Genomic DNA, 26,274 nt, shown 5'->3' on the forward strand with positions numbered 1-26,274 from the left:
CGGTGCGCGCGGCGCGATCGTCGGCCGCCATCGACGGCGGCAGCACCGAGCTGCCCGCCGACGGGCGCGTGGCTGATCCGATCCTGGCCGGATCGCTGCGGGTCGGGCAGGCATTGGACGGGGACGCGCTGCGCAATCTGGTCGGCACCTGGCAGCGTGCGCCGCTGCAGGCGCTGGCCAGGCTGCATCTGCTCGCTGCGGCCGATCTGGTCGCTGACGAGGAGTCGCTGGGGCGGCCGCGCAGCGAGGCCGGTGTCGCGGAGCGGCTGGATCTGCTGGTGCAGACCGTGCTCGGCTCGAAAGCGCCTGCGCCCGTGATCGCCGCGGTGGTGCACGGCGAACTGCTCGCGCTGCGGCCCTTCGGCACCGCCGACGGTGTGGTGGCGCGGGCGGCGTCGCGGCTGGTCACGGTGTCCAGCGGGCTGGACCCGCATTGTCTTGGAGTGCCCGAGGTTTTCTGGCTGCGGCGCAGGCAGGCCTACATCGACGCGGCAACCGCGTTCGGGGCGGGCGAGGCCGCTTCGGTCGGTGGCTGGGTGCTGCTCTGCTGTGGCGCACTGGAAGATGGGGCTCGCGAGGCCACCTCGATCGCCGACTCGGCGGCTGGCTGAGCCCCTCTACACGTCAAAGCGGGCGGCGTTGTCGTTGCCGACCTCACCGCCCGCGTAGCACGGGAAACCCGGTTACCAAGCGTGCTGGGTGGGTTGTGTTCTGCGGCCTCGGCGATAATCCGAACTCCGGCGGTTCATCCCCGCAACCTGTGCGAGGCCCTCGCCGACGAAACCCGAATCTCGCAGGCCCACAACGCTTCTGCCCTTGTCGCGGCGCGCTCCGCGTGGGTGCCTGGTGCCCGTGCTGGGAAGGATGGCTGGGAGACTGAAACCTTCTCTTCCGGTCCTGCCTTGGCCTTCCGACCCTTCCGTAGTTACCTTTCTACTCTGTGACGGCCCTCACATCAAGAGCGGCGGGAACATTCGATAATCGGCGTGTCGATCGGCGTTTCGTGGTTAAATGCCTGGTCGCCGCAGCGTGGACATGTTTGCTGGAAGATCTCTTGGCAACCGCGCGGCTCCTGCTGGAGCAGCGCGAGTCGCCCCGCGGCATCCGGTGGCAAAACCTCAGCGGCGTCGGCGCAGCAATCGATAGCTGATCGCGCCGGCCACCAGCGCACTCAAGCCGACCACCGCAGTCGCGGCAAGGGTGGTGGACGACGGTGCTTGAAAGCGTGCCCACAGCGAAACCGGGTTGGAGAACGTAAGAATCGGCCAACCCTTGGCGAGAGCTTCGCGGCGCAGGTTGCGATCCGGATTGACCGCCGTCGGATGTCCGACCGCGCTCAGCAGCGGCACATCGGTGACCGAATCGGAGTAGGCGTAACACTTCGCGAGGTCGTAACCCTCACTGGCGGCGAGCTTTTCGATCGCGGCGACCTTGCCCTCGCCGTAGCAGTAGAAGTCGACCTCGCCGGTGTACTTGCCGTCCGCGACCACCATCCTGGTCGCCGCGGTGTGCGAGGCGCCGAGCACCTCGGCGATCGGACCGACGATCTCCTCGCCCGAGGCCGACACGATCACCACGTCGTGGCCCCGGATCTTGTGGTCGGCAATGAGATCGGCCGCCTCCGCGTAGATCAACGGGTCGACCAGTTCGTGAAGCGTCTCGGCCACAATGGTTTTCACCTGCTCGACATCCCAGCCCGCGCACATGCTCGTCAGATGTGCGCGCATCCGCTCCATTTGGTCGTGATCGGCGCCGGACAGCATGAACAGGAAGTGGGCATAGCTGCTTTCGAGGACATCGCGGCGGTTCAACAGGCCCTGTGCGTAGAACTGCCTGCTGAAAACGAACGTGCTCGATTTCGCGATCACGGTCTTGTCGAGATCGAAGAAGGCGGCGACGCGTCCATCCGCGGTGGGTGAGTCCACTCGACCAGGATAGGCGGCTAGCTCGTCTTCGCTAGATCCGGTGCTCCTGCGGCTAGCTCGACTGGGCTCGATCCGGTGCTCCTGCAGCTATCTTGCCTTCGCGCGGTCCGGTGCTACAGCGGCTGTCGCGCCTGTGCTCGATGCGGCGGTTCAGTGCCTCCGCGGAGTGGACTCGGCTCGTTGTGCCCGCGCGGCGGTCGTGCGGGTGCCGTGGTCACCTCGACGTCAGCGCGCGGTGTGCGTCTGCCCGTCCTCGGCTGTCTCGTCGGGATCGACCCCGGTGTGCGGCGGACGCGGACTGTGTGCTGTCCCCGCCTGTCCTGGTCGGTTGACCACCACCGTCGCGGGGCTGAACCGCGGGTGCGAGCGGGGAGTTTGCCCCGGCCCCTCGAGGCTCGTAATCGCTGCAAAGTTCTCCCGCCACAGACTTGCGTTGTGGGCGGGGCTTGGGTGTAGTATTGCTGACACCTGGACATGGTCCAGGCGCGTTCAGCCCGACCCCCCGGGGCTGAACCCGACGGCCCCAGCCTCCTCCCCCCCCGGCTGGGGCCGTCCTCTATTCTCAGGACGATTCCCGTCCCACCCCGGCGCTCAGAAGTTCTCCACACGCGCGAGTTATCCACAATCGCTACAACGGCTCTTCTGCCGTCGCCTGGATTCGGCAACGCTCAGCCGCATGAATCTTGAAGTGGCGCCGGACAACAGCCCGCCGCCGGCGCTCGTGCTCATCCACGACACCCGGCTGCGCGACGAAATACGCCGTGTCGCAGCCGCTGCCGAGCGCGGCCTCGACGAGCGCTCGCTGCCCATCGGCAGGCACGCGTGGACCGGCGCACCCTTAGTGATCCTCGACACAGTCACGGCGCTGGCGGCCGCTGATGCCGGATATCTGCGCCGCATCGGCGTCGTCGTCGTCACGGACGGCGAGCCGGGATTGCTCGATTGGCAGGCCGCCGCATCGGTCGGCGCCGAACGCGTCATCGCGCTTCCCGGCGCCGCCGAAAGACTTATCGAGATGTTTGCTGAGTACGGCGAGCGGCGCGCGGGAGACGGTGTCGTCGTCGCCGTGGCCGGCGCGGGTGGCGGTGCAGGAGCCTCGACGCTCGCCGCCGCCGTTGCGCTGCGCTCCGCCGCCGAAGGGTTCCGTCGCGACACCGTCCTCGTCGATGGTGCGCCCCTCGGCGGCGGCCTCGACCTGCTACTCGGCATCGAAACAGCCGCAGGGCTGCGCTGGCCGGACCTGGTGGTCGAGGACGGACGAGTGAGCGCGGCGGCGCTGCACTCCGCGCTGCCGACAGCGGCGCCCGGTGTGGCCGTCCTCGCCTGCGGGCGCTGCGGTGCGGGCCGGTTGCCACGCGAGATCGGGCCTGCCGCGGTCCGCGCGGTGATCGAAGCAGGCCGTGCCGCAGGCGATTTGGTTATCTGCGACATTTCCGGCGAACGCGGGCCGCACGCCGACCAGATGCTCGACTCCGCCGACCTCGTCGTGCTTGTCGTTCCTGCGCGATTGCGGGCCGTCGCGGCCGCCGAAGCGGTCTCCGCGCACATCGCACGCCGAAACCCCAACCAGGGCTTGATAGTCCGTGGGCCTGCCCCTGGTGGGCTGCGTGGACCCGACGTCGCCGAGGTGCTCGACCTGCCACTGCTCGCCGCCGTGCGTGCGCAAGCCGGGTTGGCGGCCCGTCTCGAACGTGGCGGGCTCACGGTGCAGCGCCGCGGCCCGTTGCGCGATGCCGCCGACGCGGTGCTCAGCGTGCTCAGTGCACCAGCGGGACAACGACGATGAGCGCACTGGTGACATCGGAGCTGCTCGACCGGGTGCGGGAACGACTGTCCGGCGGATCAGGGGATCCCGACCCCGCTCAGGTCGCCGCCGCCATTCGGGTGGAAGCGGGCGGGGTACTCGGCGACACCGATCTGCTGCGTGCGTTGCGATTGCTGCAGACCGAGATGACCGGTGCCGGAGTGCTGGAGCCATTGCTGCACGATCCCCAGGTCGCCGACGTGCTGGTGACCGGGCCGGATGCGGTGTGGATAGATCGGGGACACGGCCTCGAGCGGACCTCGATCACCTTCCCCGACGAGGCGGCGGTGCGCAGGCTCGCACAGCGGCTCGCCCTCTCCGCAGGCCGCCGACTCGACGACGCGCAGCCGTGGGTCGACGGCAAACTGTCCGGAACCGGAGCGGCGCTGGGCGATTCGTTCGGCGTTCGACTGCACGCCGTGCTCGCGCCGGTCGCCCACGGCGGCACCTGCCTCTCGCTGCGCGTCCTCCGCCCCGCAACCCAGGGCCTCGACGCACTCGCGGCCGCGGGTGCGGTGCCGGCGGACGCGAAGCGCTTGCTGGAACGCATCATTCAGGCTCGACTCGCGTTCCTGGTCGTCGGCGGCACCGGTGCGGGCAAGACCACCCTCCTCAGCGGCCTGCTGGCCACCGTGGCCCCGAGCGAACGCATCGTCTGCGTGGAGGACGCCGCCGAACTGGCCCCACCCCATCCGCACGTGGTGCGGCTCGTCGCGCGCACCGCCAACATCGAAGGCGTCGGCGAGGTGACCGTTCGTGATCTCGTCCGCCAGGCGCTGCGCATGCGTCCGGACCGAATCGTGGTCGGCGAGGTCAGAGGCGCAGAGGTGGTAGACCTCCTCACCGCCCTGAACACGGGCCACGACGGTGGTGCGGGCACAGTTCACGCGAACTCGCCCCAGGAAGTCCCCGCCCGCCTGGAAGCCCTCGCTGCCCTCGGCGGCATGGACCGTGCCGCCCTGCACAGCCAACTGGCGGCCGCCATCCACATCGTCCTGCACGTACACCGTCGACCCGACGGCTCCCGCGGCCTCCGAGAAATCGGCCTCCTACACCGCTCCGAATCCGGCCGCGTCCACATCGTCCCGGCCTGGCACGCCACCACCCCGGCCCCTGCCGCCCCCGAACTGACCCGCCTCCTCGACGAAAGGCTCACCCGATGAACGGAACTGCGTCGTGTGTGCTTCCTGGATCGCCAGGTGAGCGGGTCCAGCACGGGCATTGCCGTCCTAGACCTGAGTCGCCGGTCCGGGGAAGGGATCGCGAGGTGAGCGGAACTGCGTGTGTTCTTTCGGGATCGCGAGGTGAGCGGGTCCGGTACGGGTACTGCCGTCCTAGACCTGAGTCGTCCTTCCGGGGAAGGGATCGCGCGGTGAGCGGAGCGCCGTCGTGCGGGTCTTCAGTACCGCGGGGTGGGCCGGTATTGCCGTTGTGCCGAGGTCTGCACGGCACGCCGAGTCCTGTACGCCGATCGGGCTATTCGGCAATAACGATGTCGGCTTGCGGCCCTGGTCCGGCGGCGCGTGCCACCGGCTCCTCGTTGTACCGGTGGTCGAGCACGATCGGCCTCGCGCCTGCCCGACACGCAGCGTCGGTCTCGTCGTTGCCGCGACCTTCTGCCGAGCTGCGCAGGCCTATTGGGGCCGGCCGGTGATCACGGCGGTGGTTTGTCTCGCGGTTGCGCTGCTGGTGGCGCCGGTTTCGTCAGCACGACGTCGATTCGCCGGACTGTTCGTCGCGCCGACGGAGTCTCGAAAGATGGGACGCGAGAGGGTGATCCGGCTCGGTGTGTCGGCCGGGGTGCTGGCGGTGCTTGTTCTCGGGGTCGGTCCATTTCTGGCGGCGGCGATGGTGGCGGGGACGATCGGATTCCGCGTGCGTCGCGCCGCCCTCGATCGCCGCAGGACCATCGAATGTGCCTGTCTGCTCGACGCTTTGGAGGCGGTGATCGGCGAGTTGCGGGTCGGCGCACACCCGAGCGCGGCCGCGGAGGTAGCGGCAGGCGAAGCGCGAGGCGCCTCCGCCACGGCGTTCGCGGTGAGCGCCGGGCACAGCAGGTTGGGCGGCTCCGCGGCGGACGGGCTGCGGCAACCGGATTCGATTGTCGCGGGCGAACTCGCCCGTATCGCCGACGCATGGCAGGTCGCCGAGCGGCACGGACTAGCACTGGCCGAACTGCTGTCCGCCGCTCGCGCCGACTTGGCAGGCCGCATGCGTTTCCACGGCCGCACCACCGCCGCCCTCGCAGGCCCGCGCGCGACAGCCGCCGTCCTGGCCGGGCTACCGCTGCTCGGCATCGGCCTCGGCCAGCTGATGGGCGCCGCCCCACTCCGCGTCCTGTTCCTCTCGTCAGCCGGCGCGATCCTCCTGCCACTCGGCGCCGCCCTGGCCTGCGCCGGCCTGCTCTGGACCGACGCCATCACCCGAAAGGTCCTCGCGTGAACCAACTCCCAGCGTCAGTGCCCGCTGGCACCGCCATTCGCCCGACGCCTGCGGGCGCCCGATGTGCGACACCGATCGGTCCCGTCGCCACTCGGTGCTGCGCCTGGTCTGCACGGCAGCGATACCACCTGAAAGGTCCTCGCGTGAACCGACTCCCAGCGTCCGTGTCCGCCGGCACCGCCATTCGCCCGATGCCTGCGGGTGCCCGATGTCATCGTGCGGCACCGATCGGTCCTGCCGCTAGTCGGTGCTGCGCTTGGTCTGCCCTGGAGCGATGCCGCTTGAAAGGTTCTCGCGTGAAGGAGACCCCGGAGTTCCGTGTACGCGAGTGCGGTCATTCGCCCCGCGCCTGCGGGCGGCCGATGTCGTTGCTGGACGGGACGAATTGTGTTTTGGGCGAGGAGTATTCGCGGGTTTCGGAGTGCGGAGGGAGCAGAGATGGGAGTGGTCGTTGCGTACCCGTCGATGTCGGTGTTGCTGCTGGCGGCGGCGTTGATTCTGTTGCCTGGCCGGGTCGCGGTGAGTCGGCGGCTGAGGGCGCTCTGGCAGCCGATTTCGGCGCTGGTTGCCACGACCGTGGTGCGGCGACAAGCGGATCCGTTGGCGTCAGCGTCGGTGTTCGACCTGTTGGCGGCGTGCTTGCGGGCGGGGCTGCCGATGGCGAGCGCGGCGCGTGCGGTCGCACCGAGCGCGCCGGAGCTGTTGGCGGCGGCCCTGCGTCGCGCCGCGGATCTACTCGCTCTCGGCGCGGACGCGGCCACCGCCTGGGAGCGCGCGGCAGAAGGCAGTGTCGGCCAGTCGGGTGCGGAGGACATCGAGTCGCTGGCGCGGATGGCGCGCCGGTCGGCGCGATCGGGTGCCTCGCTGGCGATAGCCGTCGGCGAGCTGGCCGAGCAGCGCCGAGCCGCGGTCGAGGATGCGGCCGCTGCCCGAGCCGAACGGGCCGGTGTCCTGATCGGCGGTCCGCTCGGCCTGTGCTTCCTGCCCGCCTTTGTCTGTCTCGGCATCGTGCCGGTGGTAATCGGCTTGGCGGGCCGCGTGCTCGGCGATGGTCTGCTGTGAGCCGGGCTGCGGTGGAACGTGTCTGCGCGGATCGGCCGCGGAGGCGGGAGTGAGAGGGGAATCGAATGTCGATCGAACCGTTGACGAGTCGGGTAGTAGGCGGACTGGCGACCGCTCACCTGCGGCTGCGCGCACGAATGTGGCGGGTGGTGGTCGCGGACGACGGGATGAGCACAGCGGAGTATGCGATCGGAACCATCGCCGCCGCGGCGTTCGGTGCGGTGCTCTACGGGGTGGTGACCGGCGACAGCATCGTGAACGCGCTGACGAAGATCATCGATCGAGCCCTCAACACCGCCGTGTAGGAGGTCGTCCCGACGAAGTAAACCGCTGTGGTGCAACAGTTCTCAGCGATGATCAGGGCTCGGTGACGATCGAGGCGGCGATCGCACTCGCCACCATCGTCGTTGCGGTGGTCCTGTGTCTCGGGGCATTGCTGGCGGCGTCGGCGCAGGTGCGCTGCGTCGACGCCGCCCGCGAAGCGGCCCGCCTGTCCGCCAGAGGCGACGTCGCCAACGCCCTCGAGACCGCGCGCCGCCTCGCACCACCCGGAGCCGAAATCTCGCTCCGAACGGAGGGCAACCACGTCCTCGCCCAAGTGACCACCCGCACACCGCTCTTACCCCTGCTGACCCTCCAGGGCAGCGCAATCGCCGCCTGCGAGCCAGAGGCCACACCATGAGCGTTTCGGCACTGGACGGTCGTCTGGTCGGCACAGCGCGCGTCAGGTTCGGTGAGTGCATCGCCGTCGGCGAGTGCGGCGGGGTCGGCGGGGTCGGCGAGTGCTGTGGGGTTGGCGAGTGCTGTGGGGTTGGCGAGTGCGGCGGGGGCGGCGAGGAGGCCGGGGTTGGCGAGCGTGGCGGGATTGGTGAGGAGGCCGGGGTTGGCGAGCGTGGCGGGACTGGTGAGGAGGCCGGGGTTGGCGAGCGTGGCGGGATTGGTGAAGAGACCGGGGTCGGCAGTCGGAGTGCTCGGAGTTGGTGCGGCGCGGACGAAGGTGGGGCGACGGTGTTTGCGTGTCTGGTGTTGGTGGGACTGATCGGGGTGACGTTGCTGGTCGGGCAGGTTGGGGTGGGAGTGGTTGCGCGGCACCGGGCGCAGGCGGCGGCGGATCTTGCGGCGCTCGCGGCGGCGGGGGAGTTGGTGGCCGGGGTCGATGCGGGATGCGCGGCGGCGAGCATGGTGGCGCGGCGGATGGGCGCGCGGGTTCGCACGTGTGAAGTGGCTGAGTGGGACGCCACTGTGATTGTGGAAAGGAATGTACCAATGGGTCTGTTCGGCATGCGGATGGTGAGTGCGGTTGCGCGAGCAGGACCGGTTGATCAGTGAACGAGACGACCGTCCAGAACTTCCAGCTGGATGGTTGTTGCGAGTAGCGGAAATCGGTAATTCCGCAGGCCGAAAGAATTTCGGACACGCAATTGTCCGCCTCGGCGCGGATAAAGAAAAATGAATGCGCATGTCCGCAGACGTCGCCGTGGCAATAGCGCAGTTAACCTGAATACATTCCTTTTTATTCGGCGTCCTGCCTTGTGCAGCTGCACGAAGCTGACGCTACCGGGGTGACACCGCGATCATGCAGGTCAGATGGATATTCGATCACGAGCCGAGCTCGGCTCGATCACGAACCGAGCTCGGGACCTTCACCTAACGGACAACTCGGCCAGCACCGCGGTCAGCAGCCTGGCCGCACCTGCCTTGTCGAGCGGGTGGTTCCCGTTTCCGCACTTCGGGGACTGGACGCAGGACGGACACCCGGCGGCACAGGCGCAGGACTCGATGACGGCGAGCGTCGCGGAGAGCCATCGGTGCAGTTGGGCGAACCCGCGTTCGGCAAAACCGGCACCGCCGGGCTGACCGTCGTGGACGAAGACCGTCGGCAGCCCTGTGTCCGGGTGTTCGGCGGTGGAGACGCCGCCGATGTCCCACCGATCGCAGGTCGCCACCAGCGGCAACAGCCCGATCGCCGCATGTTCGGCGGCGTGCAGCGCACCAGGTACGTCCGCGGTGTCGATCCCCGCCTGCGCCAACAACTCCTGGCTCACCGTGTAGAGAACTGCCCTGGTTGGCAGCGTGTGCTCGGGCAGATCGAGTTCGACCAGGTCGAGCACCTCGCCGTTGGCGAGTGTCCGCAGATACCCGATCACCTGGCTGGTCACCCGTACCTGCGCCAATCCGGTCGTCACCTGGCCGTGGCGGCGCTGATCGGTCATCTCATCGATGGCGATCGAGGTGACCGACCGTGCGCTCGTGGTCCACCCGGGCTCGTCGGCGTGCACGAACGCCACCCCACCGTCGAGATCGAGCTCGTCGACCACGTACGTCTCGCCTTGATGCAGGTGAACGGCACCCTGATGCAGAGTCGCCGGCGCCCGGCCCGCATCGGCGGTGCCGAGCAGCCTGCCGGTCTCCCCGTCGACGATGGCCACCGGCGACCCGATGCCGCCGCGGACGTCGACGGCATCATGCGGCTGTGTTTCGGCGGTGACGTGCCAGCGCCCGTGCTCTCCGGCCCCGGTCCTGCGCCGGATCAGCCCCTTCTCGGCCAGGTCGGCGAGTAGCTCACCCGCCCCGAACTCGGCCACCTCGGCATCGGTGAGCGGCAGTTCCAGCGCGGCGCACAGTAACTGTGGGCCGAGCACATACGGGTTGCGCGGATCGGTGATGGTGGCCTCGACCGGCTTGTCCAGCAGCGCCGCCGGATGATGCACCAGGTAGGTATCGAGCGGATCGTCCCTGGCCACCAGCACTACCAGCGACCCTTGCGCCCGCCGGCCCGCGCGCCCGGCCTGCTGCCAGAACGAGGCGACGGTGCCGGGAAATCCGGAAAGCACCACCGCGTCGAGCCCGGCGATGTCGACCCCGAGCTCGAGCGCGTTGGTGGTGGCCGCGCCGAGCAGTCTGCCGTCGGAGAGCGCGGCTTCCAGGTCCCGCCGATCTTCGGCGAGATACCCGGCCCGATAGGCGGCGACGCGTTCGGCGAGTTCGGGATCGACCTCGAAGAGCAGCCGCCGCGCCTCCATTGCGGTGAGCTCGGCGCCACGCCGCGACCGCACGAAGGTCAGCGTCCTGGCTCCTTCGAGCACCAGATCCGCCATGATCCGGCCTGCTTCCGAGGTCGCCGCGCGTCGGACCGGTGCGCCGTTTTCCCCGGTCATCGTGGTGAGCAGGGGTGGCTCCCACAGCGCGACGGTGCGCGGGCCCTGCGGCGACCCGTCTTCGGTGACCGCGACACAGGGCGCCCCGATCAGCCGTGACGCGGCGGCCGCGGGCTCCGCGGTGGTCGCCGAGCAGAGGACGAAGACCGGATCGGCCCCGTACCGCGCCGCGATCCGCCGCAGCCTGCGCAGCACCAGCGCGACGTGTGAACCGAAAACGCCCCGGTAGGCGTGGCATTCGTCGACCACGACATAGCGCAGCCTGCGCAGCACCCTTGCCCAGCGCTGATGCGAGCGAAGGATGCCGAGATGCAGCATGTCGGGGTTGGTGAAGACCCAGCGTGCGTTCGCGCGCACCCACTGCCTGATCTCGGCGGGGGTGTCCCCGTCGTAGGTTGCCGGATAGATATCGCGCAGCGGTCCCTCGTGGGTCAGCTCGCCGACGGCACGCAGCTGATCAGCGCCGAGCGCTTTGGTCGGTGCCAAATAAATGGCAGTCGCCCTCGGGTCTTCGCGCAACGCTGTCAATACCGGCAGTTGATATCCCAGCGACTTGCCGGATGCTGTACCGGTGCTGACCACCACGTGCGCACCGCCGAAGGCGAGGTCGGCGGTCCTGGTCTGATGGGTCCACGGCGTGTCGACGCCGGTGTCCTGTAATGCCGCGATCACTTCCGGCGATGCCCAATCAGGCCAGGTGGTGACCGCGGCAGCACGGGCGGGCAGCTCGACGACGTGGGTCAGTCGGGGGTCCTGATCGGGCACTCCGGCCAGGACACGATTCAGCAACGATGTCCCGTAGCTGAGGCCGCTGTCGACCGCTGGTTGGGCCGTCGAGTCCGTCGGATTCATGCGGCGCGCGCCGCGACACGCTGAGAAAGTGTGAAACGTGTGCGGTTGGGAACGCCCACCTGCCATTTCGATACCAAATAGCGACCTGGGTCACAGGCTGTTTGCCATACGCCCACTCGGTTATCGAGAGGCAAACGAACCTCAAGTCTGGATTCTGGCATTCGGTCCCTCACCTGCGCATTCGCAAGATCAACTTTTTTGCAAATTGTCGGTAACTCGACTGTTGAATTGCTCGAAGACATGGTTCACTGGTTCCTGGTCGCAAGCTTCTGTGTTCGAGGGACGGATCCAAAGTCCAAACCGTCAGCAGGATCGATGTTGCGAACGGTGTGCTTGGTGCTTTCCTGCAGGGGGAACCAACAGTACAGCGGTCGGAACGGACCCGGTGGACGAACCCAGTTGTCCGCCGTTCCGGTAAGAAAAGAGAAGGAACAGAATGGCACAGGGAACTGTGAAGTGGTTCAACGCGGAGAAGGGGTTCGGCTTCATCGCGCCCGAGGACGGCTCCGCTGACGTCTTCGTCCACTACTCCGAAATTCAGGGGTCGGGCTTCCGTACCCTCGAAGAGAACCAGAAGGTCGAGTTCGAGGTCGGCCAGGGCACCAAGGGCCCGCAGGCCACTGGAGTTCGCGCGCTCAGCTGAGCGTCGCAATCCACCACTCGTCCCTCACCGCCGGTAACCGGAGGTGGGGGACGAGCTATATCTGGGGCAGGACACAACCCAGCGTGTCATGCTGGAACGCCCTGTCGAACACGCCGTGGCGCAGCCGCGGCGAAAAGACAGGGCATACTGATTCGCAATGACGCGCGTACGCTCTGTGGTTCAAGTCGCAAGCACTCGGCCACACGTAGCGTCAAGGTATAAACGTGTCTGGTGGCGACGCCCAGCCGTCGTCGCCGCTTGCCCCAGCCGCGCTGAGCGCTGAAAAGCGTCCGCGCGGGTCGACAGGAAAGGTGTATTCGCCGGTGGCAACACGAGACCGCGGTGCAGCCGACCAGGGCCGTCCCCTGCGTCGTCTCGTGATCGTCGAGTCCCCTACCAAGGCCCGCAAAATAGCGCCTTACCTCGGCCGTAACTACACGGTCGAGGCCTCGGTCGGGCACATTCGGGACCTACCGCGCGGTGCCGCGGACGTCCCGGCCAAGTACAAAGGCCAGTCATGGGCGCGCCTCGGCGTCGACGTCGACCACGACTTCGAGCCCATCTATGTGGTGAGCCCCGATAAGAAGGCCAAAGTCACCGAGCTCAAGAGCCTGCTCAAGGACGCCGACGAGCTCTACCTCGCCACCGACCCCGACCGCGAGGGCGAGGCCATCGCCTGGCACCTGCTCGAAACGCTCAAGCCGAAGGTCCCGGTCCGGCGCATGGTGTTCCACGAGATCACCGAGCCCGCGATCCAGGCGGCCGCGGCCGACACGCGCGAACTGGACAACGACCTGGTCGACGCGCAGGAGACCCGTCGCATCCTGGACCGGCTGTACGGCTACGAAGTCAGTCCGGTGCTGTGGAAGAAGGTCATGCCTCGGCTCTCGGCCGGCCGCGTGCAGTCGGTCGCCACCAGGGTGATCGTGCAGCGCGAGCGCGAGCGGATGGCGTTCCGCTCCGCCGAGTACTGGGATATCGCCGCCAAGCTCGACGCGGGCCCCGGCGAAGACGGCGACACCAGCAACCCGAGGACCTTCGGGGCGCGCTTGGTGAGCGTCGCGGGCGCACGGGTCGCTACCGGTCGCGACTTCGGCTCGGACGGACAGCTCAAGACCGCCACCGGTGTGGTCGTGCTCGACGAGAGCTATGCCCGCGCGTTGGCGCAGGCGTTGGACGGCGCCGATCTGGTGGTCTCCTCCGCGGAGGCCAAGCCGTACACCCGCAAGCCGTACCCGCCCTTCATGACCTCGACGCTGCAGCAGGAGGCGGGGCGCAAGCTGCGCTTCAACTCCGAGCGCACCATGCGGGTCGCGCAGCGGCTGTACGAAAACGGCTACATCACCTACATGCGTACCGACTCGACCACGCTGTCGGAGTCGGCGATCGCCGCGGCTCGGTCGCAGGCGACCCAGCTGTACGGCGCCGAATACGTGCACCCGTCGCCGCGGCAGTACACCCGCAAGGTGAAGAACGCGCAGGAGGCACACGAGGCGATCCGCCCGGCGGGTGACACCTTCGCGACTCCGGGCCAGCTGCACGCGCGGCTGGACAACGACGAGTTCCGGCTCTACGAGATGATCTGGCAGCGCACGGTCGCTTCGCAGATGGCCGACGCCAGGGGCACCACGCTGACCCTGCGCATCACCGGCACCGCGAGCAGCGGCGAGGAATGCGTCTTCTCGGCCTCGGGTCGCACCATCACCTTCGCAGGCTTCCTGAAGGCCTACGTGGAGAGCGTCGACGAGGAGGCGGGCGGCCAGTCCGACGACGCCGAATCCCGGCTGCCCGCGCTCGACGAGGGCCAGGGCGTCACTGCGGTCGAGCTGAACCCCGATGGGCACAGCACGAATCCGCCTGCCAGATACACCGAAGCCTCGCTCATCAAGACGCTCGAAGATCTCGGCATCGGCCGACCGTCGACGTACGCGTCGATCATCAAGACGATTCTCGACCGTGGCTATGTATACAAGCGTGGCAGCGCGTTGGTGCCGTCCTGGGTCGCGTTCGCCGTGATCGGTTTGCTGGAAGAGCATTTCGGCCGTCTGGTCGACTTCGACTTCACCGCGGGCATGGAGGACGACCTCGACGCCATCGCGGGTGGACGCGAGCAGCGCGGAAACTGGTTGTCCAGCTTCTACTTCGGCGGCGACCACGGCGTCGAAGGTTCGGTCGCGCGCTCCGGTGGTCTGAAGAAGATGGTCGGTGAGCGGCTCGACGACATCGATGCGCGCGAGATCAACTCCATCAAGCTCTTCACCGACGAGGAGGGGCGCGACGTCGTCGTCCGCGTCGGCAGGTACGGGCCGTACCTGGAGCGCATGGTCATCAATCCCGATGACCCAGAAGGGGATTCGATCTCGCAGCGGGCCAACCTGCCCGACGATCTTTCGCCGGACGAGCTGACCCCCGAGGTCGCCGAGAAGCTGTTCTCGACGCCGCAGGAGGGCAGGGTCCTCGGTACGGATCCAGGCAGCGGGCACGAAATCGTCGCCAAGGAAGGACGTTTCGGCCCGTACGTCACCGAGGTGCTGCCCGAACCGCCCGCCGAGGAAACGGCGGCGCCTGCCAAGAAGACCGCGAAGAAGGCAGCCGCGCCCAAGCCGCGCACCGGATCATTGTTCAAATCAATGGATTTGGCGACGATCACGCTCGACGACGCGCTCAAGCTGCTTTCGCTGCCGCGGGTGGTCGGCGCCGATCCTGCCTCCGGTGAGGAGATCACCGCGCAGAACGGGCGTTACGGTCCCTACCTGAAGAAGGGCACCGATTCTCGGTCGCTCACCAGCGAGGACCAGATCTTCGATGTGACGCTCGAGGAGGCGCTGAAGATCTACGCCGAGCCGAAGCGGCGCGGGCGGCAGGCTTCGGCCGCGGCGCCGTTGCGCGAGCTCGGCGACGACTCGGCCTCCGGCAAGCCGATGGTGATCAAGGACGGCCGGTTCGGTCCGTACGTCACCGACGGCGAGACCAATGCCACGCTGCGCAAGGGCGACGAGATCGAGTCGATCACCCCGGAGCGGGCGATGGAGCTGCTCGCGGATCGGCGGGCGCGCGGACCGGTGAAGAAGACGGCCAAGAAGGCGGCGGCCAAGAAGGCGCCCGCGAAGAAGACCGCGGCGAAGAAGACCGCCGCCAAGACGACCACCAAAACGGTCGCCAAGAAGACCGCCGCGAAGAAGACGGCGACCAAGAAGACCGGCGTCGGGAAATCCTGAGTTCGCGGGTCGCGCCTCGGGCCGCTAGTTTACGGTCCGAAGTGCACGACCCGCGAAAGGATTGTCCATGGCCGACCAGGAACGCGAAGACCTGATCAGCATGCTCGCCGCTCAGCGAGCACTGTTCCAGATCACGGTGCGCGGCATCGACGATCAGCAGGCGCGGCAGCGCACGACCGCCAGCGAGCTGACCCTCGGCGGGCTACTGCATCACTTGATCAGCTGCGAAGGGCACTGGGTCACGGTGCTCATCGAGCGCGACGAGAACGCGGTGGTGGAGCTCTCGCAGTTCGAGGGCGAGTACCGGATGGCCGACGGTGAGACCGTCGCAGGGCTGCTTGCCGAGTGGGACAAGGTGGCGGCGGCGACCACCGAGCTGATTCGCACGGTGGACAGCCTGGACACCTCGGTGCCGACGCCGCTCGCGCCGTGGTCGCCGGAGCGGGAATGGTGGACGGTGCGCTACACACTGCTGCACATTCTGCGGGAGATCTCGCACCACTCCGGGCACGCCGACATCATCCGCGAGGAGCTCGACGGGGCGAACACCACCTTGGCGCAGATCTCCTAACTCCTCAGCAGCCTGAGGAATTCGCGCATCCACGCCGGATGATCCGGCCAGGCGCGGCCGGTGACGATGTTCTCGTCGACGTACGCCTCGCTGTCGACGAACTTCGCGCCTGCCGCCTCGATGTCAGGGGCCAGCGCCGGATAGGCGCTGCACGCGCGGCCGACCAAAACGCCTGCGGCAGCGAGGATCAGCGGCCCGTGGCAGAGCGCGGCGATGGGCTTGCCCGCCTCCGCGAAGTGGCGGGCCAGCTGTCGGCAGTCCGGGTTGTTGCGCAGGTATTCCGGTGCGCGGCCGCCCGGCACCACCAGCGCGTCATAGGCGGCCGGGTCGACATCTTCGAACGCGATGTCGGCGGGCCAAGTGTGGCCTGGCTTTTCGGTGTACGTATCGAAGCCGTCGACGAAGTCGTGCACCACGAACTGCAGCTTCTTGACGGCGGGGGCCGCGATGTCCACCTCGTGGCCCTCTTCGAGTAGGCGCTGATACGGGTACATGACCTCGAGGTCTTCCGCCGCGTCGCCGGTGATCAACAGAATCTTCACGGTGATTCCACCTCCTTCTCGAGGATCCGCCCACCGTCCAAGACGGTCAATACCAGCGGGCGCGTCGCGCCGCTGACCAGACCGGTGGGTGTCGTGCGGGCCAGTGCGGACGGGTCGGTGTCGTGCGGATCTGTGGGTGTCGTCCGGGGGTCGCAGGCGACCCGGCGATCGGTGTCGGTGGGGGCGGCTAGGGTGTACGGCGTGGCAGGTGTCTTCGATCGGTTGGTCGGCCAGGATGCGGTCGAGTCCGAGCTGACGGCTGCCGCCATCGCGGCGCGTGCCGATGTGGTTCAGGGGGCGATGACGCACTCGTGGCTGTTCACGGGGCCGCCCGGATCAGGGAGATCCATTGCGGCACTGTGCTTTGCGGCCGCACTGCAGTGCACCGACCCTGGCTCGCCCGGCTGCGGCCGCTGCCATGCCTGCACCACCACCATGGCGGGCACGCACGGTGATGTGCGTCGGGTGATCCCCGAGGGGCTGAGCATCAGCACCAAGGAGATGCGCGAGATCGTGCAGATCGCGTCCCGCAGGCCGAGCACCGGCCGCTGGCAGGTGGTGGTCATCGAGGACGCCGACCGGCTGACCGAAGCCGCGGGCAACGTACTGCTGAAGGTGGTCGAGGAGCCGCCGGACCGGACCGTGTTCCTGCTCTGTGCGCCCTCGGTCGATCCGGAAGACATCTCGGTGACGCTGCGCTCCCGCTGCCGGCATGTGCACCTGGTGACCCCGTCGGTCCCTGCCATCGCGCAGGTGCTCCGCGACCGCGACAAACTCGACGAGAAGACCGCGAACTGGGCCGCTTCGATCAGTGGCGGCCACGTCGGCCGCGCCCGTCGCCTGGCCACCGACGAAGAGGCACGCGCCCGCCGCCAACGCGCATTGGCACTGGTCGCCGCCGCGTCGAAGCCCGGCGCCGCCTACGCCGCAGCCGACGTACTGGTGAAGGCCGCCGACGACGAAGCCAAGCAGATGAGCGCAACCCGCGACGACCGCGAGCGCGAGGAACTGGCCACCGCCATGGGTGCCGGTGGCACCGGCAAGGGCGCGGCAAGCGCCACCCGCGGTTCCGCGGGCGTACTCAAAGACTTGGAGCGACGGCAGAAGTCGCGAGCCACCCGCACCGGCCGCGACGCGCTCGATCGCGCCCTGATCGACGTCGCAGGCGTCTACCGCGACGCCCTCGCTGTCCGTTTCGGCGCCGCCCGCAACGGCTCAGGCGTCGCCCTCACCCACCCCGACATGTCCGACCAGATCCACGACCTGGCCCGCCGCGTCAGCCCCGAAAACCTGCTCCGCTCCATCGACGCCGTCCTCGACTGCCGCGAAGCCCTCGACCTCAACGTCAAACCCCGCTTCGCCTTGGCTGCCCTGGCCGCCGCCCTGATGTCCGCCCAAACCACGTAACCCCGCCGGGTCTACGTAGTAGACCGACTCGCGCGCTGTCCTCGTGCGACCGGACGGGCGCGACCTGCGGCTGAACTTCTTCGATGGCCAACCCGCCGACCACGAGCCTGCCGACCTTCCGGACCGCGATGACCACCCGTTTTCACAATCCACCCCCCGAGGCGATAGACTCGCCAGGCCGAAAGGCACGCCGCCTTAGCTCAGTCGGTAGAGCGCTTCACTCGTAATGAAAAGGTCGGGGGTTCGATTCCCCCAGGCGGCTCCATTAAAAGGGTCTCTGACATGCGCATCGTGTGTCAGGGACCTTTTTGCTGGTCGAACGAAGATTCGATGTGCGTGCAGTATGCGTGTCGGCGTCACTGAACAGGCGTTCGAGGACTGCCCAATGTCTGCATCTGATGGGTTACAGCGACGGCGGCCTTCATTGCTCGGAGCGATTGCCTGTCCCGCTTGGTGGGTGTGGGAAGGCTGTTGAAATCCACACCCGCCAGTATCGCGTCGGCGATGAGCTTGGACGGGCTCTCGATCTTGGCTCGATCTCGGAATGTCAGCATCGGGTTCGCGGCGGTCCACCATGCCTTACGTAGTGAGGTTCGCATGTTCGCATGATATGAATGTGGGTTTGACCGGCGGAGATGCTGCGCTGAGCGCGTCTGTGAACGTCTGGGGATAACTCTCGCGACAGTGTGTGTCGGTACGAACGTGCGGGCGCGTACGGACGAACCTAGACGCTCTTGCGCGTCCTCGGGATGAACGCGGTCACGTTGTCGGCGCTCGTTTGGGCTACGTCCTCGAACATGGACACGTAGACCTCCATCGTCAGCTTCATGTCGGCGTGCCCCAACGTCTCTTGAACGGTCTTCGGATCAGAGCCCGACGCGATCATGAGCGAACCGGCGGTGTGGCGAACATCGTGCAGCCGGATCGGTGGCAGGTCGGCGGCTGCGGCAAGGCGCTTGAACAGCTTGGTGAACTGGTTCGGGTCCAGGTCGCGCCCATCCTCGCGGGTGAAGATGCGGTCGGACTTGGTGTACGCCTCGCCCCATTTCAGCTGTTCGCGTTTCTGCGCGGCGCGGTAGGTCTTCAGGAGTGAGACGTTCTCTGTGCCGAGGGCGACGGTGCGGTCGCCAGCGTCGGACTTGGGCGTGTCCTCGATGACGCCGGATGGGCTGTGCACCAACTGACTTTCGATCGTCACGGCCTTGTTGTCCCAGTCGATATCCGGCCAGTCCAAGCCGAGCGATTCGCCACGCCGCAAGCCACGGGTACCCAGGATGTGCCAGAGGGCGTAGAGGCGGTCACCTTCGACAGCATCGAGGAATGCGCCCAGGTGATCGGCACGCCAGACCATGACCGTGGAGGGTGTGGGCGCTTCACGTCGTGCCTGCCTCGGGGTGCGGCCTTCCTCGATGAGCTTGGCAATGGCATCGCGCCAAGCCTTTTCGCGTGCCTTGGTCCAGACGAGCGCCTTGGGTGGCTTGCCCGATGGGAGCTTGACGAGCTTGGCGACGTTCACCGTGACCAGACCCTCACGCAGGGCATCGCTGAGGCAGCTACGGAGCATCGCGCGCATTCGCTGCATGGCAGACGGTCCGGTGACGCGAGCTTTGATCTTGCCGCGCCGGATCTCTTCGTTGCGTTCCTCGATGTGCTCGAAAGCCGCGGTGAGGTGATGGACGCGAAGGTCGTCCAGCTTCACGCGACCGATGTACAGCCCCCATCGCACGGAGTACCGGGTGTAGTGGTCGTGGGTGTTGCCCTTCAGTTCGTGCGCCTTGCCCTTGAGCCAGGTCTCCATGTACTCGGCGACGGTCTGACGCTCGGTGACGACCACGCCCCGATTCGCCTTGGCGCGCAGTTCATCAAGGGCGGCCTGTGCTTCGTCCTTGGTCGAGAATCCCGAGCGCGTGACGTTCTTCCGCTTGCCAGCCACGGTGACGCCGAGCGAGAACGCCCAGGTGCCATGATTCGCCCAATTGCCGTTGGGACGCTTGAGCTTCGGGCACTTCTGCCCCAGCTGACGCCGCTTACCGTCCGGGCCCACTTCCGTGCAGCCACACCGACGGTGGACGTATCCGGTTCCTGCCATTGTCTTGCCTTCTTTCTGGAGAAATGCGACGAGCCCCACGCATCGCGCAGGGCCCATCGGGGGTAGGTGGGTGTGGAGTCAGGCGGCGGATTGGTAACCCGGTCGGAGGCTGACGAGGGGGATTCCGTGAGTGTTCCGCAACCAGTCCTCGAAGTACGTCCAGGTGAGGTCGGCGGGCAAGCGAAAACAGCTCTCGACATCGTTCGGGATGACTGCGTAGGCGTAGTCGGGGAGCGAGCGGAGGTCGAGACTGAGCCCACATGTGGGTCCGAAGTCAACGATCTGGCAGGACCACCGCGTCGGCGTGTATCCGCGGTCTTCGTCTTTCCAGACGATCCGCTTTCCCTCGGCGAGACTGAGCCATTCGACAACGTAGGTCTCAAGGGTCGATCCGTGTTGGAAGTGCGTCAGGCGATCCCCTGCGCAGTTCCTGCAGAAGTCGCCAATCTCGATGACCTGATGGCCATTTGGGTCACAAATGATTCGGTCCGGGTGGCCCACGTCGCAGCACCCCTCGTCGTCGCAGTGGCTGAAACCCCCTTCGCCTGGACGACTGGGTATGTCGAGAAAGCTTCCATCGAGATATGCGTCGAGTGTCATTGCCGTTCTCCTCTCAGGCGGCTTGGGATCGGGACTGCTTGAGTTCGCACGGCCTGCACACCTCGTTGTGCAGTAGCGCCGTGTCGAAGAGCTGAGCGCAGGCGGTGCAGTACATCGCCCAGTAGTCGGGCTGGCCGGGGTTGCTGACGATCCACTTCTTGCGATCGGTCTTGGATTTGCGGTATGTCGGCATTGTCGTTGTCCTTCAGTCGATTTCAGGTGTCTAGGAGGCGCGTAGGGCGCCTGTCGGGATGCAGTGCGTGTGGTTGCTTGGTCGGCGTCACTCACCGCCCTCTGGGAGCGCGTTCTGTAGCTCGATGAGCTGGCTGTGGAGGGTGGTCAGCGTGCGGCGTTCTCGGGCGATCTCATCAGCCCGGCGCGAATTAGCTTCTGTCAGTTCATCAACCACACGCCCGATGTCGTACGCGACCTCCTTTGCTGGGTTACCGGGGATGTGCAAGTCGTCTAGGCCGCTCGCTGGATACTTTGTGCCGGAAGAGATTTCGATCTCGTCCACACCACTCGGTGGAGTGAAGAACGAGCCGACTGGCACGCGCAGGATCTGAGCAAATACGAACAGCTCGCTTGCGGTGAAGGCACGTTCGCCCCGCTCTGCTGCGGATATGGCTTGTCGTGGGTATGCCTTGTCGAGCGCTTCGCCGACACGTCGCCCCAACTCGGGCTGTGAGTAGCCCATGGCTTCACGGGCGATGCGGATTCGCTCACCCACTATGCGTTCGATCTTCAATCCGTCCTCCTTGTGGCTTCCGTCGCGTCTTAGGGGGAACTGTACACCGTTCGTGTAACCGGACACAAACGCTACATATTGACTTTCGATCGCGCCGTGTGCATTGTTGATGGCGACACGACATCAAAACAGCAGGTAGAAAGGTGTTTTTGAAGATGATCACGTACCCCAGGGAAGGGCTGAAACAGCTCACACAAGAGGAAGTCAACGAGCAGCCGTTGCTGCTGGGCGTCCCGATGATGACCAAGCTGTTGGGTCTGACGAAGCAGCGGATTCACATCTTGCTCAGGAAAGAAGGGATTGGCTTCAAAATCTATCGGATCAACCACACCACGCGGTTCTCGACGTTCGAGGTACTGCGAGGGCTGGGGTACGACACGACCGAGCTTGAGCGACGGCTTAGGACGAAGCCGATGTACAGCGCCGCCGAACTGGCCCGGATGTTCAGCCTGACGTACGGCCTCGTTAAGCCGCTCCTTGAGACGTCGGACATCACGCCTGTTCAGTTGGGCATGCATTCGCGTTACCCCACACCGGGCCTCGCGTCATGGCTGGGTGTGGAGCCTGATCATGCCCCACGCACACAGACGTCTACGTCGAGTGGAGAACCGGGCATCTCATCGTGTGTGAAGACCAAGCGAGGCACAGTGATTCGGCCCGGCAAGCCGTATCGCTTCTCCGGCAAGGTCTACGACGGCTCGGACGTGATCGTCATCGCTCGTGCGCTCGGTGTGGCCTGACATGCGCGCCGACAACGAATCACGCGCGAACGACGGTGCCAGGCGCTCACGGCGTCTGCTGGGCGGTGATACCGATGCTGGGTAACGGCGTGCTCGATTATGTGCTCGCGATCGTTGCTGTACCAGGTGACCAGGCGAACGAATGGCCTTATGCCGCAGCGCTTCCCATCGGTCTGGCGTTGTACCTGATCTATCCACACCGGCCCGGAGCGGGGCGAGGATGAGACGCCGCCGGTACGAACCGCCTCCGCTGCAAGGAGCGACCGAAGCGCCAGTGTCGGCGCTGGAATTCGTCGCGCTGTTCGTGTGTCCAGCGTGTGGAGGTAAGGCCGATCTGCTTGAGAGTCCGCGTAGCTGGGCCGTCGAGATCGACCACGCCGAGGACTGCGCGAATCCGATAGCTGCGCCTGAGTTCGATGAGCCGGACGTGGAGGACCCACGGGACCGGATCAGGTACCCGGAGCTGTTCGCCCCTCCACCTGTGGACCTCGATCACATCGACTGCCGTCACGGGCCGTTGGGACGGCTCTACTGCGAACGCAAGCGGCGATTGGCGGAGCGCGTCCGACGCGCAGAACAGGAAGCACAGAAATGATTGGGGAACTGGAAGTGGTTGCACGCGACATCGCTGGGCCCACACCGAGCTTCGCGGAATCGCGTAGTCATCTAACGGCCATGTGGGGCAAGCGGGCAAAGGGTACGGCGTATGCCTGCTTGGCGTTCAAGCACGCTGAGACTGAGAAGTGGATCGAAGAAGCGTACGAATGGCCGAGGCAGGCGAGCCAGGTCTGGCAGGCGATCGAGCGTCACGCAGCTGATCACCACTGCTTCTATTCGCCCAACCTCATGCGGACCGAGAGTCGCAGCAAGGGCAACTCCGTACAACGTCGCTGGGTGTGGCTTGACCAAGACCGTGCCGTAGTTGATGCCGGGTTCTTCAAGGAGTACCCAGCTACGCGCACTGTCGCGTCCGGTTCGGATGGCCACACCCAACGTTTCTGGCGCATGGATGCGCTCCTGACGACGGAGCAGCACCAGCAAGCATGCTGGGGCGTCGGTCGTACTTTGCGGTGTGGAAATGACAAGGTCACGGACAACGACCTGTTCCGCATTCCGGGCACGCTGAACCTCAAGCACAACCCACCGGTGCCGGTGCGTCTGGTCGAGGTGTTGGTGGACGCAACCTACGACGGGCGAGCCTTCAGAGACGCCGTGCGGGCTGATGACTACGCCGTGACCGACGATGAACCCGCGAACGTGCCAGACGCCGTACGTCCCTCCCAGATGCCGGCCAAGGGGTCTTCGCTATTCAATGCGCTCAGTGACGACACGACGGGTAAAGACTCGGGACGGTACAAGCTGACGTGGAACGCCGTCGCTCTGTGCCGGGAAGCTGGGTACACCGTGGCCGAAACGCTTTGGCTGATGCGAGATTACGAACCGGGCCGCGACAAGTACGAGGTGGAAAAGCACTACGTCGGCGGGCTGCCTCTGAAGATTGCTCAGTTCTACGCCGACAAGATCGCGAAGGATGAGAAGGGCATCGAACCGGAGGACGCAAGCTTGATGCCCTGGCTTGGGCGCACGGAATCGGGCGACTGGCAAAGCGGGAACGGCGAACTAGTGAACATCGCCGACCTGCTCGCGACAAGTCCACCAGTCGCCAATTTCCTCGAGCATGAGTTCATCCTCAAGGGTCACGTAGTCAAGCTGACTGCGCGTTCAGGTGCGGGCAAGTCGATCACCACTGCGGTGATGGGCTTCCACTGGGCACGAGGGTTGTCGGCAACGGACCTTGAAGAGGAAGGAACGCGCCAGCTAGAGCGACCGCTACGGGTTCTGTACCTGGACGGCGAACTCGGCGTGCACTGGTGGCACCGATACCTCGGCCTGATGGGCGCGACGGGTGAGGACATGAGCAACTTCCTCCTGAAGTGCTTCCCGACCTGGCCGTCACTCGCGAAAGATGAAGGTGCAAAACGGTTCTGGCATCTGTTTAATGCCACCACACCGGACGTGGTGATCATGGATACGCTGTCGGCATTCACCAAAGGCGAGAAGGAGAACGACGCCGATACGTGGGCGCGGTTCGATGAGCGAATTACCCTGCCCCTCAAGGTCCGTGGGATCACCTTCATCATCAATGACCACGCGGGCTATGCCGACGAAGCGCGACGTGGACGCGGCAACTCTTCGAAGCAGTCCAACATCGACATCGAGTGGGGCATCTCCGCAGACGCCAACAACCGCGACAAGCTGTACCTGACCAGAGAGAAGGACCGTACCGGGCTTATCCCGCACAAGCTGGAGCTGAGGCGGTACGACGACCCGCTACGTATCGAACGCATCGTCCATCCCACACCCACCGATGGTGTCGTCACGGTCGACCTCGGGAGAAGCGGGAGCCGAAAGGCTGGCCGCCCAGCACGTGACTTTGAGCGAGACGTCGAATCGGTGCGGGCGTACCTCGGGGCGAACCCAGGTGCATCTGCGAACCAGGTGTTCAAGAACCTGCACATCCGCAAGCAGCGCGTCTATGAGGCTTACAACTTGATCATGGGCGAGGCGTCAGAGGTCGATGATGCGCTCAGCGAGGACATCTGAGGGTTGTTCCCGAATGGTGTTCCGGAATGGTGTTCCGGAATTGTTCTGAGACTGTTCCGGCGCAGGACCGGAATCTGTTCCGGAATACTATAAAAGCGAAGCGATATAGTAATTGGAACAAATAATGAAGCGGAACGGGACCCCGACTGCGGGCCGAGGCAATCGCTCACAAGCTCAGAAGGGTTTCTTCTGTGCGCGAGAAAGGAGAAAGACAATGACGCTCGTTCTATTGGACCCGACGCCCATCTACAAACGGCACAGGTGCGAAAGGCAACACCGCACAGCCCGGACGTTCATGAAGTGCGCAATTCCACGGGCGGTGTGGATACAGGGCGAGGGAGAGTATGCGCTCATCGCATGGTGCCGGGTACCTAGCGTGATGCTTTACCCGACCCGTGGACCTGCGGAAGCTGCGAAAGGCCAAATCGACCAATCAGCCTGCGGGCACGGCTGCACCGGAAAGCACGAGATTGTCAGGGTGCCGTTGGTGGGCTGGTGACGAGGATGCCGTCTAACTAATCATTAGATGAGTGGGATTCATGCGCAGGAAGGGCGCTGTGTGATGAGACTGTGCGTGGGTCCGATTCATCTGGTGTAGCGGGCGATATGACGTCTGCGAACGGTGCGACCGTGTGATTTATCGTGCCACGGTATTGCAGACGCTGTATGGGCCTGCTGGCGCTCCCTTTGTGTGCCTGCTCGGTGCGTGATGTCGGCAACGATGCGCCGCGGGAGATAAAACCGGGACCAATGTCTGAAGAAATACAGTTGTTGAACGCTGCCCGATTGCGGGCGGTGTGGGATGAAGGGAAAAGGAAATGGTCAAAGTTACTATGAATCTGTCCGAGGGCGGGAAAAGGAAGTTTCCGCATGTCTACCTGGCTGGCAGTATCTATCAAAATGACTGGAGGCATAGCCTTGTGTCTGATCTGAGAAGTGCCAACGCCACGGACAACGGTCTGTTGAGGAAGTGGCCCGCGATGCTCGTTGAAACCAAGATCGGCGGGGAAGCCTTTAGTTGGAACTACTGCGGGCCGTATGTCGCCTCGTGCGACCATGGTTGCGCCCACGGCCCAGGCACCCATGGAACCAATCGAACCATGTGCCATCCTGACGACTACGAACAAAAGACTCGCGGATGGGTCCACGCTCATTGCTTGGAGGCGATTCGTGACTGCGACATCTTCTTCGCTTGGCTCGGGAATAGCAAGACTCCGTGCACGGCATATGGGACTCTGGTGGAGATTGGGTATGCCGCAGCTCAAGGCAAGCAATTGGTTATTGCAGGTGAATGTGTAGCTCGGCATTGCACCTGTGAATCGGACGAGTTGTGGTTCTCCCGACAGTTCCCCGACGCCTTGGTTGTGGGTGCCCCCGATCCCATCCATGCATTTCACCAGGCTATCCACCGATTGCGGCAGGATCATGGCGGAATAAACTTCTTCTTCTGATTGTGGGTTCTGTCTGAGGCTATGGCTTAGTCACGCCTGCCCGCGACGGAGAAAACTTAGGGATACGGACTCGCGGCGATTTCGTGCAATCATCCTGTCAATGGCGCGTGCCGCCGCGCATCATTCCGGAGGAAACCAGAAAGGGAAGCCAATGGGCTACCGAGCTTTTCGAGATAACCGGACCAACACCAGCGACTTTGCAGCACTTGAGGAATTCGTATTCTACCGCATTCCTGGGGTGGATCAGGTATTCCGCGTCACTGCGAAGGAACTGGCTAGGCGGACATGTCAGGACTGCTCTGTTCCCGTCCTCACGATGGCTAACAAGACCATGGGAAAGGTGTTGTGGTGGTGGCACGATGATTCATGCCCAACTGCGCCAGAGGGGTCTAAAGCCAATGCGCGGGTGCTTGCGCGT

23 protein-coding genes and 1 tRNA gene are annotated in these 26,274 nt (G+C 65.6%); 17 read left to right on the forward strand and 7 right to left on the reverse strand.

All coding sequences use genetic code 11. From position 1 onward, the window contains the following. Positions 1 to 611, forward strand: a 611-nt coding sequence (locus NA11_RS35815; protein WP_069166519.1) for a Fic family protein, incomplete at its 5' end; no start/stop codon positions are given. 507 nt (positions 612 to 1,118) lie between these two features. On the opposite strand, the gene NA11_RS35820 is transcribed toward NA11_RS35815, so the two are convergent. Next, a complete protein-coding gene (locus tag NA11_RS35820) occupies positions 1,119 to 1,925 on the reverse strand; it encodes an HAD family hydrolase (RefSeq protein WP_069166520.1) in 807 nt (268 codons plus the stop codon). Between the two features lie 676 nt (positions 1,926 to 2,601). Between NA11_RS35820 and ssd the strand changes: the two genes are divergently transcribed. From ssd to NA11_RS47375, 7 genes are all read left to right on the forward strand, one after another. Further along, positions 2,602 to 3,711, forward strand: coding sequence for a septum site-determining protein Ssd (gene ssd, locus NA11_RS35825; RefSeq protein WP_069166521.1), 1,110 nt, complete (start codon positions 2,602 to 2,604; stop codon positions 3,709 to 3,711). Then, the gene (locus NA11_RS35830; protein ID WP_069166522.1) at positions 3,708 to 4,892 is read left to right on the forward strand and encodes a TadA family conjugal transfer-associated ATPase; all 1,185 of its coding nucleotides are present in this window, start codon (positions 3,708 to 3,710) and stop codon (positions 4,890 to 4,892) included. The genes ssd and NA11_RS35830 overlap by 4 nt, the downstream gene beginning before the upstream one ends. Positions 4,893 to 5,379: 487 nt before the next feature. Continuing rightward, the gene (locus tag NA11_RS35835; protein ID WP_069166558.1) at positions 5,380 to 6,171 is read left to right on the forward strand and encodes a type II secretion system F family protein; all 792 of its coding nucleotides are present in this window, start codon (positions 5,380 to 5,382) and stop codon (positions 6,169 to 6,171) included. 438 nt (positions 6,172 to 6,609) lie between these two features. Beyond that, complete coding sequence (locus tag NA11_RS35840) at positions 6,610 to 7,233, forward strand: type II secretion system F family protein (protein WP_069166523.1); 624 nt, start codon at positions 6,610 to 6,612, stop codon at positions 7,231 to 7,233. Positions 7,234 to 7,370: 137 nt separating this feature from the next. Continuing rightward, positions 7,371 to 7,538, forward strand: a complete 168-nt coding sequence (locus NA11_RS35845; protein ID WP_141718041.1) for a DUF4244 domain-containing protein — start codon at positions 7,371 to 7,373, stop codon at positions 7,536 to 7,538. A gap of 62 nt (positions 7,539 to 7,600) precedes the next feature. Then, positions 7,601 to 7,915 carry a TadE family type IV pilus minor pilin gene (locus NA11_RS35850; protein ID WP_069166525.1) on the forward strand — a complete coding sequence of 105 codons (315 nt, stop codon included), beginning with the start codon at positions 7,601 to 7,603 and terminating at the stop codon, positions 7,913 to 7,915. A gap of 254 nt (positions 7,916 to 8,169) precedes the next feature. Next, positions 8,170 to 8,562: an Rv3654c family TadE-like protein gene (locus NA11_RS47375; protein WP_069166559.1), complete on the forward strand. Its 393-nt coding sequence runs from the start codon at positions 8,170 to 8,172 to the stop codon at positions 8,560 to 8,562. A 314-nt stretch (positions 8,563 to 8,876) separates the two neighbouring features. Here NA11_RS47375 and NA11_RS35860 read toward each other — a convergent pair whose 3' ends face one another. Continuing rightward, the gene (locus NA11_RS35860; protein WP_084655349.1) at positions 8,877 to 11,243 is read right to left on the reverse strand and encodes a DEAD/DEAH box helicase; all 2,367 of its coding nucleotides are present in this window, start codon (positions 11,241 to 11,243) and stop codon (positions 8,877 to 8,879) included. A gap of 436 nt (positions 11,244 to 11,679) precedes the next feature. Here NA11_RS35860 and NA11_RS35865 point away from each other — a divergent pair, with 436 nt between their 5' ends. From NA11_RS35865 to NA11_RS35875, 3 genes are all read left to right on the forward strand, one after another. Continuing rightward, positions 11,680 to 11,886: a cold-shock protein gene (locus NA11_RS35865; RefSeq protein WP_011206895.1), complete on the forward strand. Its 207-nt coding sequence runs from the start codon at positions 11,680 to 11,682 to the stop codon at positions 11,884 to 11,886. A gap of 323 nt (positions 11,887 to 12,209) precedes the next feature. Then, positions 12,210 to 15,104, forward strand: coding sequence for a type I DNA topoisomerase (topA, locus tag NA11_RS35870; protein WP_069166561.1), 2,895 nt, complete (start codon positions 12,210 to 12,212; stop codon positions 15,102 to 15,104). Between the two features lie 67 nt (positions 15,105 to 15,171). Beyond that, positions 15,172 to 15,675, forward strand: a complete 504-nt coding sequence (locus NA11_RS35875) for a mycothiol transferase (protein ID WP_069166526.1) — start codon at positions 15,172 to 15,174, stop codon at positions 15,673 to 15,675. Here the strand turns inward: NA11_RS35875 and NA11_RS35880 are convergent. Further along, positions 15,672 to 16,217 carry a DJ-1/PfpI family protein gene (locus NA11_RS35880; RefSeq protein WP_218023444.1) on the reverse strand — a complete coding sequence of 182 codons (546 nt, stop codon included), beginning with the start codon at positions 16,215 to 16,217 and terminating at the stop codon, positions 15,672 to 15,674. The genes NA11_RS35875 and NA11_RS35880 overlap by 4 nt on opposite strands. A gap of 201 nt (positions 16,218 to 16,418) precedes the next feature. On the opposite strand from NA11_RS35880, the gene NA11_RS35885 reads away from it, so the two are divergent. Beyond that, positions 16,419 to 17,624 (forward strand): DNA polymerase III subunit delta', encoded by a 1,206-nt coding sequence (locus NA11_RS35885; RefSeq protein ID WP_069166563.1) that lies wholly within the window; start codon positions 16,419 to 16,421, stop codon positions 17,622 to 17,624. A gap of 189 nt (positions 17,625 to 17,813) precedes the next feature. Then, a tRNA-Thr gene (locus NA11_RS35890) sits at positions 17,814 to 17,889 on the forward strand. Between the two features lie 459 nt (positions 17,890 to 18,348). Here the strand turns inward: NA11_RS35890 and NA11_RS35895 are convergent. The 4 genes from NA11_RS35895 to NA11_RS35910 form a co-directional block, all read right to left on the reverse strand. Then, on the reverse strand, positions 18,349 to 19,752 hold the full coding sequence (locus NA11_RS35895) for a tyrosine-type recombinase/integrase (protein WP_167837801.1): 1,404 nt from the start codon (positions 19,750 to 19,752) through the stop codon (positions 18,349 to 18,351). A gap of 39 nt (positions 19,753 to 19,791) precedes the next feature. After that, positions 19,792 to 20,313, reverse strand: a complete 522-nt coding sequence (locus NA11_RS35900) for a hypothetical protein (RefSeq protein ID WP_069166528.1) — start codon at positions 20,311 to 20,313, stop codon at positions 19,792 to 19,794. 13 nt (positions 20,314 to 20,326) lie between these two features. Next, the gene (locus tag NA11_RS35905) at positions 20,327 to 20,506 is read right to left on the reverse strand and encodes a hypothetical protein (protein ID WP_069166529.1); all 180 of its coding nucleotides are present in this window, start codon (positions 20,504 to 20,506) and stop codon (positions 20,327 to 20,329) included. Positions 20,507 to 20,593: 87 nt separating this feature from the next. Beyond that, a complete protein-coding gene (locus NA11_RS35910) occupies positions 20,594 to 21,061 on the reverse strand; it encodes a helix-turn-helix transcriptional regulator (RefSeq protein WP_141718036.1) in 468 nt (155 codons plus the stop codon). Between the two features lie 155 nt (positions 21,062 to 21,216). Here NA11_RS35910 and NA11_RS35915 point away from each other — a divergent pair, with 155 nt between their 5' ends. The 4 genes from NA11_RS35915 (at position 21,217) to NA11_RS44315 (ending at position 25,856) form a co-directional block, all read left to right on the forward strand. Continuing rightward, on the forward strand, positions 21,217 to 21,801 hold the full coding sequence (locus NA11_RS35915; protein ID WP_141718037.1) for a hypothetical protein: 585 nt from the start codon (positions 21,217 to 21,219) through the stop codon (positions 21,799 to 21,801). Positions 21,802 to 22,075: 274 nt separating this feature from the next. Then, positions 22,076 to 22,396, forward strand: a complete 321-nt coding sequence (locus NA11_RS35920; RefSeq protein WP_069166532.1) for a hypothetical protein — start codon at positions 22,076 to 22,078, stop codon at positions 22,394 to 22,396. Next, positions 22,393 to 24,405, forward strand: coding sequence for an AAA family ATPase (locus NA11_RS35925; RefSeq protein ID WP_084655351.1), 2,013 nt, complete (start codon positions 22,393 to 22,395; stop codon positions 24,403 to 24,405). The genes NA11_RS35920 and NA11_RS35925 overlap by 4 nt, the downstream gene beginning before the upstream one ends. Positions 24,406 to 25,238: 833 nt before the next feature. Then, positions 25,239 to 25,856, forward strand: a complete 618-nt coding sequence (locus tag NA11_RS44315) for a nucleoside 2-deoxyribosyltransferase (RefSeq protein WP_167837802.1) — start codon at positions 25,239 to 25,241, stop codon at positions 25,854 to 25,856. The last annotated feature ends 418 nt before the right edge of the window (positions 25,857 to 26,274 follow it).

This window comes from Nocardia altamirensis NBRC 108246 (assembly GCF_001612685.1).
Lineage (GTDB): Bacteria > Actinomycetota > Actinomycetes > Mycobacteriales > Mycobacteriaceae > Nocardia > Nocardia altamirensis.